Origin of the sequence: Paenibacillus aurantiacus (assembly GCF_042431225.1) — a bacterium.
Classification (GTDB): domain Bacteria; phylum Bacillota; class Bacilli; order Paenibacillales; family Paenibacillaceae; genus Paenibacillus_Z; species Paenibacillus_Z aurantiacus.
In genome coordinates this window covers 49337-68842 of sequence record NZ_JBHMDO010000048.1, presented here as the reverse complement: position 1 = coordinate 68842, position 19506 = coordinate 49337, and the positions used below count along the sequence as shown (strand labels likewise).

At 55.0% G+C, this 19506-nt stretch carries 19 protein-coding genes; 15 read left to right on the top strand and 4 right to left on the bottom strand.

Features of this window, described 5'->3' with window-relative positions; genetic code table 11:
• The first annotated feature begins 7 nt into the window (after window positions 1-7).
• Window positions 8-1336, top strand: a complete 1329-nt coding sequence (glnA, locus tag ACFFSY_RS31365) for a type I glutamate--ammonia ligase (RefSeq protein ID WP_377501716.1) — start codon at window positions 8-10, stop codon at window positions 1334-1336.
• A 227-nt stretch (window positions 1337-1563) separates the two neighbouring features.
• Complete coding sequence (locus ACFFSY_RS31360) at window positions 1564-2640, top strand: peptidylprolyl isomerase (RefSeq protein ID WP_377501714.1); 1077 nt, start codon at window positions 1564-1566, stop codon at window positions 2638-2640.
• Between the two features lie 140 nt (window positions 2641-2780).
• Here the strand turns inward: ACFFSY_RS31360 and ACFFSY_RS31355 are convergent, their stop codons facing one another.
• Window positions 2781-2951 carry a hypothetical protein gene (locus ACFFSY_RS31355; protein WP_377501712.1) on the bottom strand — a complete coding sequence of 57 codons (171 nt, stop codon included), beginning with the start codon at window positions 2949-2951 and terminating at the stop codon, window positions 2781-2783.
• A 39-nt stretch (window positions 2952-2990) separates the two neighbouring features.
• Between ACFFSY_RS31355 and ACFFSY_RS31350 the strand changes: the two genes are divergently transcribed.
• Together ACFFSY_RS31350 and ACFFSY_RS31345 are read left to right on the top strand one after the other, a co-directional pair.
• On the top strand, window positions 2991-3122 hold the full coding sequence (locus tag ACFFSY_RS31350) for a hypothetical protein (RefSeq protein WP_377501710.1): 132 nt from the start codon (window positions 2991-2993) through the stop codon (window positions 3120-3122).
• Window positions 3123-3139: 17 nt separating this feature from the next.
• Window positions 3140-3712, top strand: a complete 573-nt coding sequence (locus ACFFSY_RS31345) for a hypothetical protein (RefSeq protein ID WP_377501708.1) — start codon at window positions 3140-3142, stop codon at window positions 3710-3712.
• Between the two features lie 89 nt (window positions 3713-3801).
• Here the strand turns inward: ACFFSY_RS31345 and lexA are convergent, their stop codons facing one another.
• The gene (gene lexA, locus ACFFSY_RS31340; RefSeq protein WP_377501706.1) at window positions 3802-4422 is read right to left on the bottom strand and encodes a transcriptional repressor LexA; all 621 of its coding nucleotides are present in this window, start codon (window positions 4420-4422) and stop codon (window positions 3802-3804) included.
• A gap of 351 nt (window positions 4423-4773) precedes the next feature.
• Between lexA and ACFFSY_RS31335 the strand changes: the two genes are divergently transcribed.
• From ACFFSY_RS31335 to ACFFSY_RS31315, 5 genes are all read left to right on the top strand, one after another.
• Window positions 4774-4992 carry a LysM peptidoglycan-binding domain-containing protein gene (locus tag ACFFSY_RS31335; protein ID WP_377501704.1) on the top strand — a complete coding sequence of 73 codons (219 nt, stop codon included), beginning with the start codon at window positions 4774-4776 and terminating at the stop codon, window positions 4990-4992.
• A 107-nt stretch (window positions 4993-5099) separates the two neighbouring features.
• Complete coding sequence (locus tag ACFFSY_RS31330) at window positions 5100-5288, top strand: DUF896 domain-containing protein (RefSeq protein ID WP_377501702.1); 189 nt, start codon at window positions 5100-5102, stop codon at window positions 5286-5288.
• A 48-nt stretch (window positions 5289-5336) separates the two neighbouring features.
• Window positions 5337-6323, top strand: coding sequence for an aldo/keto reductase (locus ACFFSY_RS31325; RefSeq protein WP_377501700.1), 987 nt, complete (start codon window positions 5337-5339; stop codon window positions 6321-6323).
• Window positions 6324-6446: 123 nt separating this feature from the next.
• Window positions 6447-6968, top strand: a complete 522-nt coding sequence (locus tag ACFFSY_RS31320; RefSeq protein ID WP_377501698.1) for a hypothetical protein — start codon at window positions 6447-6449, stop codon at window positions 6966-6968.
• 19 nt (window positions 6969-6987) lie between these two features.
• The gene (locus tag ACFFSY_RS31315; RefSeq protein WP_377501696.1) at window positions 6988-7773 is read left to right on the top strand and encodes an HAD family hydrolase; all 786 of its coding nucleotides are present in this window, start codon (window positions 6988-6990) and stop codon (window positions 7771-7773) included.
• A gap of 90 nt (window positions 7774-7863) precedes the next feature.
• Here ACFFSY_RS31315 and mtnD read toward each other — a convergent pair whose 3' ends face one another.
• Window positions 7864-8403 (bottom strand): acireductone dioxygenase, encoded by a 540-nt coding sequence (mtnD, locus tag ACFFSY_RS31310; protein ID WP_377501694.1) that lies wholly within the window; start codon window positions 8401-8403, stop codon window positions 7864-7866.
• 167 nt (window positions 8404-8570) lie between these two features.
• On the opposite strand from mtnD, the gene metH reads away from it, so the two are divergent.
• A complete protein-coding gene (metH, locus tag ACFFSY_RS31305) occupies window positions 8571-12011 on the top strand; it encodes a methionine synthase (protein ID WP_377501692.1) in 3441 nt (1146 codons plus the stop codon).
• A 156-nt stretch (window positions 12012-12167) separates the two neighbouring features.
• Window positions 12168-13094, top strand: coding sequence for a ribonuclease Z (rnz, locus tag ACFFSY_RS31300; RefSeq protein ID WP_377501690.1), 927 nt, complete (start codon window positions 12168-12170; stop codon window positions 13092-13094).
• 91 nt (window positions 13095-13185) lie between these two features.
• Here rnz and tlp read toward each other — a convergent pair whose 3' ends face one another.
• Window positions 13186-13401 (bottom strand): small acid-soluble spore protein Tlp, encoded by a 216-nt coding sequence (gene tlp, locus ACFFSY_RS31295; RefSeq protein WP_377501688.1) that lies wholly within the window; start codon window positions 13399-13401, stop codon window positions 13186-13188.
• Window positions 13402-13614: 213 nt separating this feature from the next.
• On the opposite strand from tlp, the gene ACFFSY_RS31290 reads away from it, so the two are divergent.
• The 4 genes from ACFFSY_RS31290 to ACFFSY_RS31275 all read left to right on the top strand — a co-directional run bounded on the left by ACFFSY_RS31290 (window position 13615) and on the right by ACFFSY_RS31275 (window position 19492).
• The gene (locus tag ACFFSY_RS31290; RefSeq protein ID WP_377501686.1) at window positions 13615-14586 is read left to right on the top strand and encodes a metal-dependent hydrolase; all 972 of its coding nucleotides are present in this window, start codon (window positions 13615-13617) and stop codon (window positions 14584-14586) included.
• A gap of 149 nt (window positions 14587-14735) precedes the next feature.
• Entirely contained in the window at window positions 14736-16991 is a 2256-nt protein-coding gene (locus ACFFSY_RS31285; RefSeq protein ID WP_377501684.1) for a DEAD/DEAH box helicase, read from the top strand.
• A 56-nt stretch (window positions 16992-17047) separates the two neighbouring features.
• Entirely contained in the window at window positions 17048-18442 is a 1395-nt protein-coding gene (locus ACFFSY_RS31280) for a ribonuclease H-like domain-containing protein (protein WP_377501682.1), read from the top strand.
• A 234-nt stretch (window positions 18443-18676) separates the two neighbouring features.
• Entirely contained in the window at window positions 18677-19492 is an 816-nt protein-coding gene (locus tag ACFFSY_RS31275) for a TIGR01457 family HAD-type hydrolase (RefSeq protein ID WP_377501680.1), read from the top strand.
• The last annotated feature ends 14 nt before the right edge of the window (window positions 19493-19506 follow it).

The following is a 19506-nucleotide window of genomic DNA, read 5'->3' as shown; positions in this document are numbered from 1 at the left end:
TGATTCTGTGAGCTACACGAAAGAGGACATCACCCGTATTGCGAAAGAACAGAACGTCCGTTTTATCCGTCTTCAATTTACCGACCTGCTTGGTACGATCAAGAACGTGGAGATTCCGGTCAGCCAGCTGCAGAAAGCGCTCGATAATAAAATGATGTTCGATGGTTCTTCCATCGAAGGTTATGTTCGTATCGAAGAATCCGACATGTATCTTTACCCGGACCTGGATACGTGGGTCGTGTTCCCATGGGTGACGGAGAACCGTGTCGCGCGCCTGATCTGTGACGTGTATATGCCAGACGGCACGCCGTTCGCTGGCGATCCGCGCGGTATTCTGAAGCGTGTGCTGAAGGAAGCCGAAGAGATGGGCTTCACGGCGATGAACGTCGGTCCGGAACCGGAGTTCTTCCTGTTCAAGACCGACGAGAAGGGCGATCCGACGACGGAGCTGAACGATCAGGGCGGTTACTTCGATTTGGCGCCGACAGATCTCGGAGAGAACTGCCGCCGCGAGATCGTGTTGACGCTGGAAGAGATGGGCTTCGAGATCGAAGCGTCCCATCACGAAGTTGCGCCAGGCCAGCATGAGATCGATTTCAAATATGCGGACGCGATTCTCGCCGCAGACCAAATTCAAACGTTCAAACTCGTCGTCAAGACGGTTGCTCGTCAGCACGGCCTGCATGCCACGTTCATGCCGAAGCCGCTGTTCGGCGTGAATGGATCGGGCATGCATGCGCACCAATCGCTGTTCCGCGGCGATGAGAATGCATTCTACGACGAGTCCGACAAGCTGGGCTTGAGCCAAACGGCGCGCTACTATATGGCAGGCATTCTCCGCCACGCACGCGCGTTCGCGGCAATCACGAACCCGACGATCAACTCGTACAAACGTCTGGTACCCGGCTATGAAGCGCCTTGTTACGTGGCTTGGTCCGCAAGCAACCGCAGCCCGATGATCCGCATCCCGGCTTCACGCGGCTTGTCGACGCGCATCGAAGTGCGTAACCCGGATCCAGCGGCTAACCCATACCTGGCACTCGCTGTCATGCTGAAGGCAGGTTTGGATGGCATTCGGAACAAAATGCCGCTTCCGGCGCCGGTAGACCGCAACGTGTACGTCATGACCGAAGAAGAGCGCATCGACGAAGGCATCCCGAGCTTGCCGTCCGATCTGAAAGAAGCGCTTGACGAGCTGCTGCGCAGCGAAGTCATCTGCGACGCGCTCGGCGACCATGCGCTTGCGCACTTCTACGAGCTGAAAGAAATCGAGTGGGATATGTATCGCACCCAGGTTCACCAATGGGAGCGCGATCAATATCTGACGTTGTACTAAGACGAGTTCTTTCTTGATGTTCGAAGTGTTTTAAAGATGCCTTATGTAAAAGCTTCAATTCGATATAATCGGTTTGAACAAATTCTCCCTTTGATTTGCTTTGTATGGCAAATTGAAGGGAGTTTTTTTATGATAAAAAAGATTTATATTAACAGCGTAATGATATAGAATCCGATTATGAAATCGAATAAAAGTGTTCGGAAATGATTCTATCGGGAGGTTATTTGGTGAGTAAAAATAACGGCAGCATCTTATTTCGTAGAGTGGGAGTAACCACGCTGGTCGTAGCCGGCATGATGCTTGCAGCAGGGGCAGGTGCGTTCGCAGCCACGAAGATGACCTTAATTGTTAATGGTCAGAAATCCACTGTAGAGCCAGTATCAATTAAGGGGGTAACCTATATCCCTCTTCGCGCCGCAGCTGAGATGCTCGGTGCGGATGTCAACTACAATTCCTCTTCGAAATCCGTGAATATTGCCAGCAACTCCGATAAGTCTCCATTAGGCAATGATGGTAATAAAGCGGTTGGTACAGTTAATGGCTCGGTTATTACTAAAAATCAGCTGTATAGTGCGATGGCTGAAGCTGGTGGAGCGCAAATATTGGACAACCTGATCCAAGAAGAGCTGGTTAAGCAGGAAGCGAAGAAACAAGGCATCGTAATCAGCGATAAAGATGTGGATGTGGAAATTGCTCAAATCAAGAAGCAGTTCCCTTCCGAATCGGATTTTCAAAATGCGCTGCAGCAAGCGAACATGACGCTCGAAAACTTGAAGAAGCAAATACCGATGCAGCTTCGTATTCGCAAGCTTGTTGAGCCTCGAGCGAAAGTGACGGATTCAGAAGTAAAGCAATATTTTGAAGCCAATAGAGCTAGCTTCGATCAGCCTGAAGAGGTGAAAGCATCGCATATTCTGGTCGCAACGGAAGCGGAAGCCGATGAAATTATGAAGCAGCTGAAAGCAGGCGCTGATTTTGCGAAGCTGGCGAAAGAAAAATCGACCGACCCAGGCAGTAAGAATGCGGGCGGAGATCTGGGGTTCTTCGGCAGGGGAGCAATGGTTCCTGAGTTCGAAGAAGCTGCGTTCTCGCTAAAGGTTGGAGAGTTAGGCGGCCCGGTTAAGACGGATTACGGATATCATATTATCAAACTAACGGACCATAAAGATGCGAAGGCAGCGACGCTGGAAGAGAAGAAAGCTGAAATTCAGAAACAGCTCACTAGCCAGAAAGTTGTCGAGCTTTCGTCTACTTTGCTGGCTGAACTAAAGTCTAAGGCGCAAATAACGAAATCGCTTAAATAAAATAGGTATGGAACCCTTGAAGGACTTACTTCAAGGGTTTTTCTTTTTGTGTTACACGATAAAAGGCAAAAAAAGAAGCACGCCGAAGGCGGCTTCCGGTTAGCTGGACGTTAGCCAGCTTCTCAAGGAAAGGGCGAAGCTCAGGATTTGCCGTGATCAACAAAAATGGAGATGACGACCAGTACGGCGCTGATACCGTTTGCAAGATCGTTGATCGTATCATCCGGAATTTGGATGCCGGCACTGTCCAACAGCAGTTTGGCGGCGCCTAGGATGCCGAGAATCAAGCCAGGTTGTTTCAGTTTCGTCAACAATTTCATCACCTCGCTCCAGTGGAGATGATCTATTCTATGAATCCACCATACGACTGGATTGGACGATTGATAGAAGGCAAGAGCCTCTACGACAATCTGAAGATGAAATTGGGATCGGCGTCCAATTGCTCGTCGAGCTTCGCGCATACGTTAAACCAGCAATACTAAGAAAGCGGGGAGTATGTGTGGCGAAGACGACGAAGCTGCGGGACTTTAAAGTAACGGGGCGTATACTGGCGCATACCGCGCAAGCAATGCTGCCGTTCTACCGCAAAGTGTCGCAAAGTAAGGCGTATGCTCGTAGTTGGTCAGATGCTGTCGTGAACGGAAATTTGGAGGTTATGGAGAAGCTGTTGCGGCAGACTGTTACCGAGCCGATAACCGGACTATCCACCAACGGTATCGGCTATTTCGTGGATTTCAAATTCGCAGCTCCGATCAAGCAATATACGAACGGTACGACAATTCCGCCCGGCACGGTCCAGTTCCGCTTCTCGCCGGTTATTCACAGGAGAATCGCCCGAGAGGTTATTCCGTTCTATGAACGGCTGGCCGGATGTTCGTCTTACGCCGCTCAAATCGCCAAGGCCGTGCGTGAGCACAATACGATGAAGCTGCGGGCGCTTATTCGCCCGTATATCCAGACGAATGCGCTTCGTTCAATTCGGATCGATTTCTCCGGTATACGGCTTGCGTTCCGGTATGCGGATAGCCGATATACGTATGTGAACGTCTTATTCCGAGAGATTGTTGACTAATTGCGGTTCTATAATGAGAAGCCATGATACGAATTACAACAAAAAAGGCAGACCTACGAACGCTGCGCGTCATAAGGTCTGCCTAATTATTAATGAATATCACGGAAAAGTCCAATTACCTTGCCCAAGATCGTCACATTGCGGAGCCGGATCGGTTCCATCGTCGAGTTCTCGGGTTGAAGCCGGATATGGTCGCGTTCCTTATAGAACGTCTTCACGGTTGCTTCGTCGTCTTCGGTCATCGCAACGACGATCTCGCCATTGTTCGCCGTCTGCTGTTGGCGGACGATAACATAATCGCCATCGTGGATACCTGCTTCGATCATACTCTCGCCCATGACGTTCAGGATGAACACGTTGTCGTCACCGACGCGGTCAGCAGGCAGCGGGAAGTAGTCTTCGATATTCTCGGTCGCTGTAATCGGCAGACCGGCTGTAACTTTACCGACTACCGGTACTTTGGCGATCGCGAGCGGGAATGGGATGCTCTCCATGTCTGAGTCCAAAATTTCAATGGCACGAGGCTTCGTCGGGTCGCGGCGGATCAAGCCCTTCTTCTCTAGCCGGTCCAGATGGCCGTGAACCGTCGAGCTGGAGGCTAGTCCGACCGCTTCGCCGATTTCGCGGACAGAAGGCGGGTAGCCTTTCTCCCGAACCTCGGTCTTGATGAATTCGAGTATCGCCTGCTGGCGGTTGGATAGTTTCGACAAACGTGATCACTCCATAAGTTCATTTGTGTCAAATTATAACACAGAACCGGAGTTCGTACAAACATAAGTTCGAGAAACACAGGTTCGCATTTCGGTGCGAACAAATGTTCCAAAAACCGTTGACACCAAACGAATGTTCGTGTTAATCTGATTTCACAAGAACAGAACAAACGTTTGGGGGAATCGATAATGGTAAACACGGTCTCTGCATATACATATAAGGAACGGATGCATAACACGGTAAGACGCAGCACAACGAAGAAACGCGGTGTTAAAGTGAGAACTGGGCACATCGCGAAATTTATGACGGTTGCTCTATTCTTCGTCATTGTTTTCGCTGGATTTATGATTATGAGAGGCAACGCGAGTACGGTAGTTCCGGAAGCGCCGACGGCAAATGAACAAGTAATCGTAGTAGGGACGGGCGACACGCTCTGGGCAATCGCAAGCGAGTTGAAGGGAAGCGGCGAAGATGTTCGCGAAGTTATCTATTCGATCAAGCAGCGCAACGGGCTGCGGGAGAGCGCGCTGCATGCGGGACAGAGCTTAATCATTCCGGCGGACCATTAGGGTTCGCCGTTTTTTGTTGTTACCTTGACAATCGTGGAACAAAAGTGTCAAAGTAAAGAGTGGAATGTTGACTAGCAAGAGCGTAACGGAAAGAGAGGCGTATCACATTGGAGAAAATCATCGCACGCATAAACGAGCTGTCGCGCAAGCATAAAACCGTCGGTTTGACGGCAGAAGAGACGGCTGAACGCGCCGAGCTGCGCAAGCAATATTTGGATAATTTCAAGCGGAACTTCCGCGGACAGCTGGATAATATCAAGTTTGTTGAGGACGAAGAGGACAACATCAAACATTAAGACAGCAAGACCTCGACTGACGCACCCATTGCGAGGAGGACGGTCGAAATGGAATATCGTTTATTAGGAAGAAGCGGACTTGCGGTGTCGGAGCTATGCTTAGGGACGATGACGTTCGGCAACACGACAAGCGAGCAAGACTCCGTCGAGATGATCCATCGCTTTTTTGACAAAGGCGGCAATTTCCTGGATACCGCGGACGTATATGTGGCAGGCCGATCAGAAGAAATCGTCGGCAAAGCGATACGGGGCCGTCGCTCGGAAGTCGTGCTAGCCACGAAAGTCCGGATGCAGACCGCGGAGCATCCGAACGGGGTAGGGATCTCCCGCAAACATATCATGGATGGCGTGGATGCCAGCCTGAAGCGTCTGCAGACCGACTATATCGATCTGTATCAAGTGCATGTTTGGGACCATGCGACGCCCATCGAAGAGACGCTTCGCACGTTGGACGATCTCGTGACGTCGGGCAAAGTCCGTTACATCGGGTGCTCGAACTTCTTCGCATGGCAGCTCATGAAATCGCTGGCGGTGAGCGATATGAACCGGTACGTGCGTTTCATCTCGATACAGCCGCAGTACAGCTTGGTCAGCCGGGAGATGGACCGCGAGATGATATCGCTCTGCCTGGAGGAGAACGTCGGCATTATTCCTTGGGCGCCGCTGGGCGGAGGTTTCTTGACGGGAAGATACAACCGCGAGGAGCCCGCATCCGGCAGGCTGACGTCGAAAGTCGGAGAGAGCTCTTGGGCGCTTCGCAATTCGGACAAGAACTTCGCGATTTTGGACGAAGTCGCGACAGCGGCAGCTGAGCTCAAGAGAACCCCGGCCCAAATATCGCTCGCTTGGCTGCTTCGGCGCAAGGGCATCACCTCTCCCATTTTCGGCGCGAGCACGCTGGAGCAATTCGAAGATAACATCGGCGCCGTCGGCTGGAAGCTGCCTCAGGAGTGGTACGACCGCTTGGACGAAGCGAGCAGGCTGCCCTCGGAATACCCGAACCGTTTCATCGAGAAATTCGCTCGTCCGATTTAGTCGCATGAAGATCGTTCAACATTGCGCATGAAACGCTTCGAGGCGATTGCCGTAATAGGCGAGGGGGCTTTGCGTCGCGGCACAGCCCTTCGTTATCTACCAACTCATTAGGAGGCTCCCGATTTGTCATCACGATCCTGGGAACGCAAAGTTCGCAAGAACCAGACACAATTGAACAAGCAGCGCAAGAAAAACGGCCAAACTCCGATCAATCTCCAGAAGTCGGAGGAGAAGGTGGATACGTTCAAAGGACGCAGCTATATGATGCCTGCATTCCTCCTGCTTTTCATTGCCATGTACGTCATTACGACGTTCACGTCGGACTATTACAAAGAGGCAGGCACGATGTATTGGGTGACGATCGGCTTGTACGTGCTGATGGCCGTCATTTTCATCTTGCGCCGTCCTTACATGTCGGTTGGCAAGGATTACGTTCGCACGCGCCGGTTCGGCGGAGACCGCAATCTTTACACCGTCGGCATTAAAGCGATCAACGTGCAGAAAGGTTCGGTCGTCATCGAGCAGCAGAAAGGCGCCAACTGGGTATTCAGCCGCATGATCAACCGTTTTCCAACGGATGAGATGGCGGAACGTCTTCGTACGTTCGCGACCGTCCATAACATACCGTTCAACGAGAAAAAATAGACTGGAGTGCAGATGAAGCATGTCGAAGAAAGCCGTACTGTTTGACTTGGATGATACGTTATTGTGGGACGAGCGCAGCGTGCAAGAAGCGTTCGATGCGACCTGTGAAGCAGGCGCAGCCCAGTCGGGCCTGAACGCCAAGGAACTGGAGGCCGCCGTTCGCGAAGCGGCACGGGAGCTGTACGCCTCGTACGAGACGTTCCCGTTCACGAAAATGATCGGCATCAATCCATTCGAAGGCTTGTGGGCGAACTTCCTCGCCGGTGAGCAGGAAGAATTCCGCAAGCTGCAGCAGCTCGCGCCGCTGTACCGTCGCGAGTCATGGACGCGCGGGCTGAAGGCGCTTGGCGTCGACAATCCGGAATTAGGCGCCGAACTGGCGGAGCGGTTCCCGGCGGAACGCCGCAAACGGCCTTACGTCTATGAAGAGACGTTTCGACTGCTTGATCAGCTGAAGGGCAAATATAAGCTGCTGCTGCTCACGAACGGCTCGCCCGATCTGCAGCAGGAGAAACTCGACGGCGTGCCGGAGCTTGCGCCATACTTCGACCATATTATCATTTCGGGCACGTTCGGCGAAGGCAAACCAGCCGCTTCGATCTTCAAGCATGCGCTGGAGCGGCTGGGCATCGAACCAGAGGATGGCATTATGGTTGGCGACAAACTGACAACCGATATTCTCGGCGCCAACACGATTGGCATGACTTCCGTTTGGATCAACCGTCACGGCGCGGTCCGTACGGACGAAATCATTCCATCCCACGAAATCAAGCATCTTGAAGAATTGCTTCCGCTGTTGGCGTAGGCGGGGTACGCTCGATACCTTTTTTAATAAGGCAAATCACAAACAACCCCCGTTCTCGAAGGAGAGCGGGGGTTGTCGTCTTGGTATGGATTATTTCTGGAATGAAGGGTCTGCGTAAGGGTGCGCGATCCAGCCTTCCGTCTCGATGAAGAGGCGAACGGCAACGATTTGGCGGTTCTCCATCAGTGTGAAGAAGTGCGCTTTGTGCTCGGGTACCGAGATGACGTCGCCGGCTTCGAGCTCGACGTCGAAGTAACCGACATCGTCCGTGCCCTTAATGATGAAAATACCTTTACCGGCTGTAATTGCACGAACTTCGTCTTCCGTATGCGTGTGGACCGATTCGAATTTCTTCAGCAGTTCGTCTAGGTTAGGCGTTGCGTCCGAGAGGGAGATGAGATCCCACGTACGGTAGCCGCGGCGGCTGGCCAAATCGCGAATGTCCTCGTCGTACACGGAGAGGATTTGCGCTTTCTCGTCGTCGGTCAGAACGAACTTCTCGCGAAGCTCTTCCGGCAGTTTGTCGGTATTCCAGTGTTCGTACAGAACCTCTTGATTCTCAAGAAATGCGCGGACGTTCTCCTCGCCTTGAATGCGTTCGTCGGTATTGCGGATACGAATTTCAGCCATTCCCAATCCCTCGTTTCGTTGGACTTTATTTCCGATAAGAATAATTATAGTATAAAACGCAACCCCTGTCGACATAAGAACCTTTTCACCCGATGTCGATTCTGGTAGACTAAGGGTTAATGATTTTGGGGTTCCATAGTTGAAGGCGGGAAGGAAGAAGTTCACCGATGACGAAACCGACCATTCAAGAGATGATGGGCCGTCGCATCTTGATACTTGACGGTGCAATGGGCACGATGATACAACAGCGCGATCTAGGCGCGGCGGATTTCGGCGGCGAAGAGCTGGAAGGCTGCAATGAGATGCTTGTGCTGACGCGTCCGGATGTCATTCAGGACATCCATGAAGCGTACTTGGAAGCAGGCGCGGATATCCTCGAAACGAATACGTTCGGAGCGGCAAGCGTCGTGCTGGCCGAATACGATATACCGGAGAAGGCTAGAGAAATCAACTTGGCCGCGGCTGCTATAGCGCGTAAAGCGGCGGACAAGTTCTCGACTGCCGACCATCCGCGATACGTGGCAGGCGCCATGGGGCCGACGACCAAGACGTTGTCCGTGACGGGCGGCGTCACGTTCGACGAGCTGGTCGAGAGTTACTGGGAACAAGCCGTGGCGCTTATCGACGGCGGCGTGGATGCGCTCCTGCTGGAGACGTCGCAGGATACGCTGAACGTCAAGGCTGGCAGTATCGGCATCCGCCGCGCGTTCGAGACGACGGGCGTCACGCTGCCGATTATGATTTCCGGCACGATCGAGCCGATGGGTACGACGCTGGCCGGTCAGACGATCGAAGCGTTCTATATTTCGCTCGAGCATTTGAACCCGATCTCCATGGGGCTCAACTGCGCGACTGGTCCGGAATTCATGCGTGACCATATTCGCTCCTTGTCGGAGATCGCGCGCACGGCGATCAGTTGTTACCCGAACGCGGGTCTGCCGGACGAGAACGGACATTATCACGAATCTCCGGCTTCGCTCGCACGCAAAATCGCGGATTTCGCGGAACAAGGCTGGCTGAATATCGCGGGCGGCTGCTGCGGCACGACGCCGGATCATATCCGGGCGATGGCGGAGACGCTGGCCCAATATCCGCCTCGGACCAAGCTGGGCGATCACCCGCCGGCCGTGTCGGGCATCGAGACGGTATTTATTGAAGACGAGAATCGGCCGATCATGATCGGCGAACGCACGAACATCTCCGGATCGCGCAAATTCAAGCGTCTGATCAAGGAAGGCAAGTTCGACGAGGCGTCGGAGATCGCCAGAGCGCAGGTGAAGGGCGGCGCGCATATTATCGATATCAACTTGCAGGATACCGATATCGATGAAGCTTATGCCGTGCATCAGTTCCTGCCGCAGGTCGTCAAGAAAATCAAAGTGCCGCTTATGCTCGACTCCACGTATGACCACATAATCGAGCTGGGATTGAAATATTCGCAGGGCAAAGCCGTCATCAACTCCATCAATCTGGAAGACGGCGAATCGAAGTTCGAGAAGATCTTGCCGCTCATTCATCAATATGGCGCGGCCGTCGTCTGTATCTTGATCGACGAACGCGGACAAGCGGTTTCGCGCGAGGCGAAGATGGAAGTCGCGACGCGATCGTACGAGCTGCTCACCGGCAAATACGGCATGGCGCCGGACGACATCATTTTCGACCCGAATATGTTCCCGGTCGGTTCGGGCGATCCGCAGTATATCGGCTCTGCCGTCGAGACGATCGAAGGCATCCGGATGATTAAGGAGAAATACCCGAGGGCGAAGACGATTCTCGGCCTCAGCAACATTTCGTTCGGTCTGCCGGACGCGGGGCGCGAAGTGTTGAATTCCGTCTATCTGTACCACTGTACGAAGGCTGGACTCGATTACGCCATTGTCAACACGGAGAAGCTGGAGCGGTATGCCTCCATTCCGGAGAATGAGCGCAAGCTGGCTGAGGATTTGATCTACAACACGAACGATGACACGCTCGCCGCGTTCGTGGCCGCATTCCGCGACAAGAAGGTCGAGAAGAAGGAGAAAACGTCGAATTTGACGTTGGAAGAGCGACTCGGTTCGTACGTCGTGGAAGGCACGAAGGAAGGGCTGATCCCCGACCTGGACGAAGCGCTCAAGAAATATACGGCGCTCGAAGTGATCAACGGCCCGCTCATGAAAGGCATGGAAGAGGTTGGCCGGTTGTTCAACAACAACGAGCTGATCGTGGCGGAGGTGCTGCAGAGCGCCGAGGTCATGAAGGCATCGGTTGCCCATCTCGAGCAGTTCATGGAGAAAGACGAATCGTCGGTCAAAGGCAAAATCATTTTGGCGACGGTCAAAGGCGACGTCCACGATATCGGCAAAAATCTCGTCGAGATCATCTTGTCGAATAACGGCTATCAAATCATTAACTTAGGTATTAAGGTACCTCCGGAACAGATTATCGAAGCTTACCGCAAAGAGAAGGCGGACGCGATCGGCCTCTCCGGTCTGCTCGTCAAATCCGCGCAGCAGATGGTGGTCACCGCGCAAGATATGCGCAACGCGGGCATTGACGCGCCGATTCTCGTCGGCGGCGCGGCGTTGACGCGCAAGTTCACCAAGACCCGAATCAGCCCGGAATACGACGGTCTTGTGCTATATGCCAAAGACGCGATGGACGGGCTGGATATTGCCAACAAGCTGGTCGATCCCGAGCATCGCAAAGTGTACGAAATCGAGTTGGCGGAGCTCAAGGCGTCGGGCCACGCGTTCGAAGAAGAGCGCAAGCCGCTGCCGGAACTAAGTCGCGCCGTTCGCTCGAACATTTCGCAAGATGCGCCGGTTTATATCCCTCCGGACTTGAACCGTCACGTGCTGCGCAACGTGCCGCTGACGCGGATCGTGCCGTACGTGAATATGCAGATGCTGCTCGGCCACCATTTGGGACTGAAGGGAAACGTGGATCAGCTGCTGAAGGAAGGCAACGAGAAAGCCGTCAACTTGAAGGAGACGGTAGATGGCATCCTGCAGGAAGGCGTTGCGACGGGCATCATTCAAGCGCACGGCATGTATCGCTTCTTCCCGGCGCAGTCGTCGGGCAACGATATCATCATTTACGATCCGGAGAACCCGGCGACGGAGATCAAACGGTTCACGTTCCCGCGCCAGCAGGTCGATCCGTATCTGTGTCTGGCGGACTTCCTGAAGCCGGTCGAGAGCGGCGTCATGGATTACGTCGGCTTCCTGGTCGTAACGGCCGGACAAGGCGTACGCGAGCTGGCGAACGAATGGAAGGACAAAGGCGATTACCTCCGTTCCCATGCGCTCCAGTCGGTTGCGCTTGAAGTGGCCGAAGGACTGGCTGAACAAGTCCATCACATGATGCGCGATTCATGGGGATTCCCGGACCCGCCGGAGATGACAATGAAACAGCGTCACGGCGCCCGTTACCAAGGCATTCGGGTATCGTTCGGCTATCCGGCGTGTCCGAATCTTGAGGATCAGGAGCCGCTGTTCGATCTGATGAAGCCGGAAGATATCGGCGTGGAATTGACGGAAGGCTACATGATGGAGCCGGAAGCGTCCGTCTCCGCGATGGTGTTCGCGCATCCCGAAGCGAAGTATTTCAACATCGACAAAACTTGATTACAGCGGAGATTTCGCCTGCAAGTCGCCTATCTATGCGCCTTCGCGGACGTTAGCTCGCCATCATACCCTTCAAGCGACGGAATACATTCCGCGTCTTGGAGGGTATTGCTATACATATGGAGACAAACATAACGCGACGAGAGGAGGGTTTTCGTGCACCTCACATTTTTCGGAACGAGCGCGGGCAGACCGACCAAGACGCGGAACGTGACATCCTGCGCGCTCATGCTGCCTGAACCGCTGCATGCCTTCTGGCTGTTCGACGCCGGCGAAGCCACGCAGCACCGGATGCTCGGCACGAAGTATAAGTTGAATCGGCTCGATAAAATTTTCATTACGCATTTGCACGGCGACCATCTGTATGGATTGCCGGGTCTGTTAAGCAGCCGCTCATACTTCGAAGGCGCGGTACCGCTCGAGATTTACGGTCCCCCCGGGCTGCAGGCTTATTTGGACGCCGTCTTCCAAGTTAGCGGCACGCATCTGGAATACGACCTCACCGTGAACGAGATCGAACCGGGTGTCATCGTAGACAACGAGCATTTCATCGTCACCGCTGGGCCGCTGGAGCACCGGATTCCATGTTTCGGATATCGAATCGAAGAGAAGGAATCGCCAGGCGCGCTGAATTTGGCTGCGTTAGCCGAGCTAGGTCTGAGGCCCGGGCCGGATTACGGCAAATTGAAGCGGGGGCTGGACGTGCAATTATCGGATGGCACATGGATCCGCTCCAAGGATGTCGTCGGTCCCCCGCAGCAAGGTCGCATTGTTACGATATTGGGCGATACGCGACCTTGCGAGGAAGCGGTAGATCTGGCCAAGAATGCCGATCTGCTTGTTCATGAAGCGACCTTCGCCGCAGGTATGGAGGAGAAAGCGACGGCCTATGGACATTCCACGGTGCTCCAAGCCGCGACGATCGCTTCGCGCGCAGGCGCTAAGAAGCTCGTTCTCACGCATTTCAGTTCGAGACTGGATGCGGAAGCGCTTGAAGAGATGGTCGAAGCAGCAAAGGGTCTTATTCCGGATTCACTGGCGGCCGAGGATTATATGGACATTAACATCGCAAGGCAATCTTAGGCGAGCTTGTGAATAACAAAACACAAATCCCCCATGCGCGCAGCGCTTGGGGGATTTTTCGCGGGTAATGCGGTGCCGGACTATCAGCTTATTATTGATTTGCTTCGTCTTGAATTTCGGCTCTGAACTTCTGCAGACTTTCTTTGCGGTGCTCGTTCTTGACTTGAATGTCGTTCAGCTCGGTTGTGGAAATTTCGTCCGCATGTTCATCCAAGTATTGCTCGGCTTCATGCAAGTTTTGCTCCGTGTTCTGTACATGCTGCTGCAGATGCTCGACGTTGTCGGCGCGGTTATCCGGCTTTGCCATTGTCATTGCCTCCTAGGTTGATCAGTTTAGTCGTGCTTACGAAGCTCAACCTGAACTAGCTTGCGCCGCTCGCGGCGGGAATATGCGTTTGCTTGAGGGACGAGGAAGCAGCTTGTCCCGTTACAAATTCCACATGCGGCGGTAACGTGAAGCTTACGATCGGGCGCTATGCTGGAGGTGCTAAAGACCTCAATCGAACGGGAGGACGAGAGAATGGATACGGGAAGCCACTTGTTATTCGGTTTGACGCTAGCGGGTTTATCCATGATCGATCCGCACGTCGCCGCGAACCCCGAGCTGCTGCCCGCGATGGCGACCGCAACGATGATCGGCAGTCATGCGCCTGATTTCGATTCGTTCATGCGTCTGAAAGGGAAGGCGGCCTACATCCGAACCCATCGCGGATTGACGCATTCCTTGCCGGCACCACTGATCTGGGCGGTGATAATCGGTACAGGAGCCTCCGCGTTATTCGGACAATGGCCGCATTGGTTAACGCTCGTATGCTGGACATTCGCCGCCGTTTGTTTTCATATTACGCTGGATTTATTGAACGGGTATGGCGTGCAGTGTTTTCGGCCATTCTCGCGCAGATGGTGGCATTTGGACGCGCTTTGTCTGTTCGATCCGTATTTATTCGTGCTGCATACGGTATCCGCGCTGGCTTGGCTGGTGTTCGGCTTCTCGCCTGTGCCGCTGTTCGCGATCACTTACGGACTGACCGCGTTATATATCATTTGGAGGCTAACGGTGCACCATATGACGCTGCGAATTGTACGCGAGGCTTATCCCGCGGCGGGGACGATATCGCTGCTGCCCAGTCTTTCGGGCCGGGTATGGCAGTTCACGGCGGAGACGGGGAACATCTTCCGGCTGGGAAAAGTTAGAGACGGGGTGATCATGGAGGAAGCGATAATCCCGAAGTCTCGCGAAGATCGTCTGCCGCCGCAGGCGAGAGCGACCATCGGAACAGACGTCGTGCAGACGTTCCTCGGATTCGCCGACCGGATACACGTGAATGTGTCGTCCGTCGCCGAAGGGTACGAGGTCGTGTGGAGCGATGTTCGCTTCTGGACGAACAACAAAATGCCGTTCGGGACGGCCGTGACGCTCGATCCGCAGCTGAACGTGCTCCGTGAGCGAATCGGCTGGGATAAGAAAACGTGGGAGCCGCCCCATGTCTAATCGTTGAGACGAGACCGCTCTCCCGTTCACGTCGGGACGTCGGTCTTTCTGCACCTCGGTCCGGAATAGGAGAGTTTTTACATCGCGCAGCTCTAGCAAAACGAACAAATATTCGCTAAACTGGTAGGTAGACCGAGGTGAAATCATAGATGCTCCGCAAACAAACCTTACCGGAAATTATCCACGAGCTTCGTGGTCATGAGAATATTATCCATTGGCATGAAATCGAGCCGCAGGAAGCGCGGACCAAACCAATGCCGGCGAGCGTGGATCCGCGAATCGCGGCCGCGCTGGCCAAACGCGGCATTCAAGAGCTTTATTCGCATCAGCACACGGCTTACGAGACCGTTACGCAAGGCGAGAATATCGTCGCCGTGACGCCGACGGCATCGGGGAAAACGCTTTGTTATAACCTCCCCGTCCTATCGGCGATCGCGGCCGACGATACGAGCCGCGCGCTCTACTTGTTCCCGACCAAGGCGCTTGCCCAAGATCAGAAGAGCGAGCTCAACGAGATCATTACGGAGATGGGCATCGATATTAAGAGCTATACGTACGACGGCGATACGTCGCCTGCCATCCGGCAGATCGTGCGCAAGGCCGGCCATATCGTCATTACGAATCCGGACATGCTCCATTCCGCAATCCTGCCGCATCATACGAAGTGGGTCAGCTTGTTCGAGAATTTGAAATATATCGTCGTGGACGAGCTGCACACGTATCGCGGCGTGTTCGGCAGCCATGTGGCCAACGTCATCCGACGACTGCGCCGCATCTGCAAGTTTTACGGCAGCAATCCGATATTCATCTGCACGTCGGCCACGATCGCCAATCCGAAGGAATTGGCGGAGCAGCTGACCGGCAAGCCGATGCGGCTCATTGACGACAACGGCGCGCCACGCGGGCGGAAGCATTTCGTGTTCTACAATCCGCCGATCGTCAATCCGCAGCTGAACGTCCGCAAGAGCGCGACCGCCGAAGTGAACGGTCTGGCCAAGAAATTTCTGCGCAACAAAATTCAGACGATCATCTTTGCCCGAAGCCGGGTTCGCGTCGAAATTATTCTGAGCCATATTCAAGAGCTCGTGAAGAACGAGCTCGGCACGAAGTCGATCCGCGGCTACCGCGGCGGTTATTTGCCGAAGCAGCGTAGAGAGATCGAGCGCGGATTGCGCGATGGCGAGATTCTCGGCGTCGTCAGCACGAACGCGCTGGAGCTCGGCGTCGATATCGGCCAGCTGCAGGTGTGCGTCATGAGCGGTTACCCCGGGAGCATTGCGAGCACTTGGCAGCAAGCGGGTCGCGCCGGCAGGCGTCATGGCGAGGCGCTCATCCTGATGGTCGCAAGCTCAACGCCGATTGACCAGTACATCGTGCAGAACCCCGAATATTTCTTCGACCGGTCGCCGGAATCGGCCCGCATCAATCCGGAGAATCTGATCATTCTGGTCGATCATCTCCGCTGCGCTGCCTACGAGCTGCCGTTCAAGGGCGATGAGGAGTTCGGGCCGCTCGACGTCACGGATATCATGGAATATTTGGTCGAGGAGCGGGTGCTCACCAAGCGGGACGATACGTTCTATTGGGCGAACCAGTCGTTCCCGGCGAGCAGCATTTCGCTGCGATCAGCATCGCAGGAGAACGTCGTCATCATCGATCAGTCGAATGTCGCGGACGTCAAGATCATCGGCGAGATGGATCGTTTCAGCGCGATGACGCTGCTTCATGACGAAGCGATCTACCTGCATGAAGGCGTCCAATTCCAAGTCGAGAAGCTGGATTGGGACCACAAGAAAGCGTATGTGCGTGAAGTGGACGTCGAGTACTATACGGATGCCAATTTGGCGGTGCAGCTGAAGGTGCTCGAGATCGACCGAACGACGATTCGCAGAACGGGCACTATTCATTTCGGCGATGTGACCGTCAACGCGATCCCGACGATTTTCAAGAAAATCAAATTGTCCACATTCGAGAATATCGGCAGCGGCCCGATCAACCTCCCCGAAGAGGAGCTCCATACGAGCGCAAGCTGGATGGAGCTGAACGAAGAGCAGCTCGATCCGGAGATTCGGGGCGACCGGCTCGAGCAAGTGCTGCTCGGCATCGCCAACGTATTGCGCCACATCATTCCGGTGATGGTCATGTGCGACCGCAACGACATTCATGTCGTCTCCCAGATCAAGGCCGTCCATTCGGGCAAGCCGACCATCTTCGTCTATGATCATTACCCCGGTGGAATCGGACTAGCGGACAGCGTGTTCAAGCGGTTCGACGAAATTAAGGAGTCCGCGAAGAATCTGATACGCAAATGTCCTTGCAAGGATGGCTGTCCTTCCTGCATCGGGACCGAGATCATCGGCATCGACGGCAAACGGCGGAGCATGGACATCTTGTCGTTTCTCTAAATGGCGTGACCACGGGAAGCGCGGCCGCCTTAACCTAACGAGAAAGGAGGGAGCGCATGAGCAGCCTAAGGGAGAAAATGATGCGTTTGCGCGGAACAACATCGGCCGCATCCGATACATCTGGACCGGCAGATGCGCAGGCGACTGGCGGTGAGGAGCCTGCCTTTAAGTCGCAACCTAACGATACAGATGCGGCGCCAGAACAGGAGAGTGCAACGGACGAGGAGCGTCTGTCTCCGGCCTGGGATGGCTTGAACGTGCAAATTCACCGAACGGGGCAAGACGGGTTCCTGCTGCGTGAGATCCGATACCCGCTGGACTTTCGCCATGGCGAACATCGGCTGAGCGAAATCGCGGACGTCCTGCAAGGGCTGGCGCAATTCGAGCTGTACAGCGAAGCGAAGAGCAGCGGGGCGCGCAAAGTGGATCCGGATCTCGTTCCGATGGCGGTTGAGCCGGAGCGGATGCTATTCCTCGATTTGGAGACGACGGGGCTCGGCGTTGGAACCGGTAACGTGCCGTTCATGGTCGGCCTCGGGTTCATCGAGGGGAACGCGTATGTCGTCCAGCAGATGCTGATCCGGCATCCGGCGGAGGAGCGGGCGATGCTTCGCTATCTAAGCGAGAAGCTTCCGACGTATTCGCATCTGGTGACGTACAACGGCCGGACGTTCGATTGGCCGGTGCTTGCGGGCCGTTTTATATTGAACGGGTTCCGTGATTTTCGCTGGGAACCGAACCATATCGATCTGCTGCATCCGTCACGGAGCATCTGGCGCAACACGTTAGTTTCTTGCAAGCTGAGCCATGTGGAAGAAGAGCGGCTTGGCATCGAGCGGGAGGACGATGTGCCGGGCTCGATGGCGCCGGCGATTTACTTTCAGTTTCTCGCGGATGGGAATCCGAAACCGCTGCTCGGCGTATTCCGTCATAACGAGATCGACATGGTATCGCTCGCGGCGCTCGTCATCCGGTTCGGTCATTTATTGAGCGGCGCGATGGGCGGGAGGCTGGCTTATCCGGAAGGGGCGGAGGAACAGCTGAGAACCGGCTTGTGGCTGGAACGGATGGGGCAGAGCGCGGAGGCGGCCGCCTTGTACGCGCGATTCGAATCAAGCGGGAAGGCGGACCCGCGATTGATGCTGCAGCTCGCGGAGCGGGATAAGAAGTATGGCAATTGGCCGCGGGCTGTGTTATTGTGGCAACAGGTTGCCGCCGCGATGGCAGAGCATGCGCTGCCCTCCTGGGAGGCTCATATCGAGCTTGCGATGTATCACGAACACCGCACCAAGCAGCCGCAGCTGGCGCTTGCGTTTACCGAGTCGGCACTGGAGCTGGCGCATGCTCGGTATGAAGGGACGCGATTGGATGCCAAGAGCAAAGCCGAGCTGGATGCGATCCGCAAACGGATGGATAGGTTACGGGCTAAACTGGCGAAGTTGTCCGGCTAGCCGGGACATCCGATGCTGTACGCTCGTCATAATTAGCGGGAGTGTATGACGAACGGCGGCTATATCGAGCGGCCAACGGATAAGCACCGCATTATGGGAGCCAACCTACAAGGATAACGCGAACCGTGCCGCCTTGAGCCAGCCGCGCAGCATAAGCCATATGAGGAAAGAACCGCTTCGCGATCAGGCAGCCGGGCAACCGGCTGCTTCTTACATAATGAGGGGGAAACGCTAGTGGCAATACCGGCAATGATGCAAGGGCTTCTTATTGATTTGGATGGCACGTTGTACCATGGCAATACGATGATCGATGGCGCGGATAAGCTGATCTTGCTTCTGCGGGAGCGCGATATACCCTATTTATTCGTCACCAATAATTCGACCGCATCCCCGGAGACGGTCGCCGAGCGGCTGCGCACGATGGGGATTCCTGCCGTGCCATCCGATGTGTGCACGTCGGCGCAGGCTGCGGCGGCTTATGTTGCAGCGCTTCGTCCTGGCGCCCGCGTGTTCGCGGTAGGGGAGAGCGGCTTGCAGGAAGCGCTTCGGAGCGAGGGGTTGCAGCTGGTAGATGAGAAGCCTGACTATGTCGTGCAAGGGCTTGATCGCAGCGCGACCTATGCCAGGCTAGCCGAAGCCGTACGGTTCATTCGGGAAGGCGCGCCTTATGTGCTGACGAACCCCGACGTGCTGCTTCCGTCCGACGGCGGCTTCGTACCGGGCGCGGGCTCGATCGCGGCGCTGCTCGAGCGCGCCGGGGGCAAGCAGCCGATTGTGATCGGCAAGCCTTCGAAGATTCTTATGGATGCGGCGCTCGCAAGGTTGAACGTGCCGGCCGCCGGTGCCTGGGTTGTCGGAGACAATCCGTTCACCGATATCGCAGCCGGTCACGCGGCGGGCTGTCCGTCCCTGCTCGTGCTCACCGGCTACACGAATGCGGACAATTGCGAACAGCTATTGGAGCAGGCGGGATGCCGTCCAGACGAGATCATCCCCGACTTGTTCCGGCTGATGGAGCGGATTGAGGCTTTAGCCGTATCCGTTTCGTAGAGAAGGGGTCTTTA

Bases quoted from the DNA above. Each gene is read 5' to 3' on its own strand.
- ACFFSY_RS31315 (WP_377501696.1), top strand. From the start codon at position 6,988: ATGTCGAAGAAAGCCGTACTGTTTGACTTGGATGATACGTTATTGTGG.
- mtnD (WP_377501694.1), bottom strand. From the start codon at position 8,403: ATGGCTGAAATTCGTATCCGCAATACCGACGAACGCATTCAAGGCGAG.
- ACFFSY_RS31285 (WP_377501684.1), top strand. From the start codon at position 14,736: ATGCTCCGCAAACAAACCTTACCGGAAATTATCCACGAGCTTCGTGGT.
- ACFFSY_RS31290 (WP_377501686.1), top strand. From the start codon at position 13,615: ATGGATACGGGAAGCCACTTGTTATTCGGTTTGACGCTAGCGGGTTTA.
- ACFFSY_RS31280 (WP_377501682.1), top strand. From the start codon at position 17,048: ATGAGCAGCCTAAGGGAGAAAATGATGCGTTTGCGCGGAACAACATCG.
- ACFFSY_RS31325 (WP_377501700.1), top strand. From the start codon at position 5,337: ATGGAATATCGTTTATTAGGAAGAAGCGGACTTGCGGTGTCGGAGCTA.
- tlp (WP_377501688.1), bottom strand. From the start codon at position 13,401: ATGGCAAAGCCGGATAACCGCGCCGACAACGTCGAGCATCTGCAGCAG.
- ACFFSY_RS31350 (WP_377501710.1), top strand. From the start codon at position 2,991: ATGAATCCACCATACGACTGGATTGGACGATTGATAGAAGGCAAGAGC.
- ACFFSY_RS31335 (WP_377501704.1), top strand. From the start codon at position 4,774: ATGAGAGGCAACGCGAGTACGGTAGTTCCGGAAGCGCCGACGGCAAAT.
- metH (WP_377501692.1), top strand. From the start codon at position 8,571: ATGACGAAACCGACCATTCAAGAGATGATGGGCCGTCGCATCTTGATA.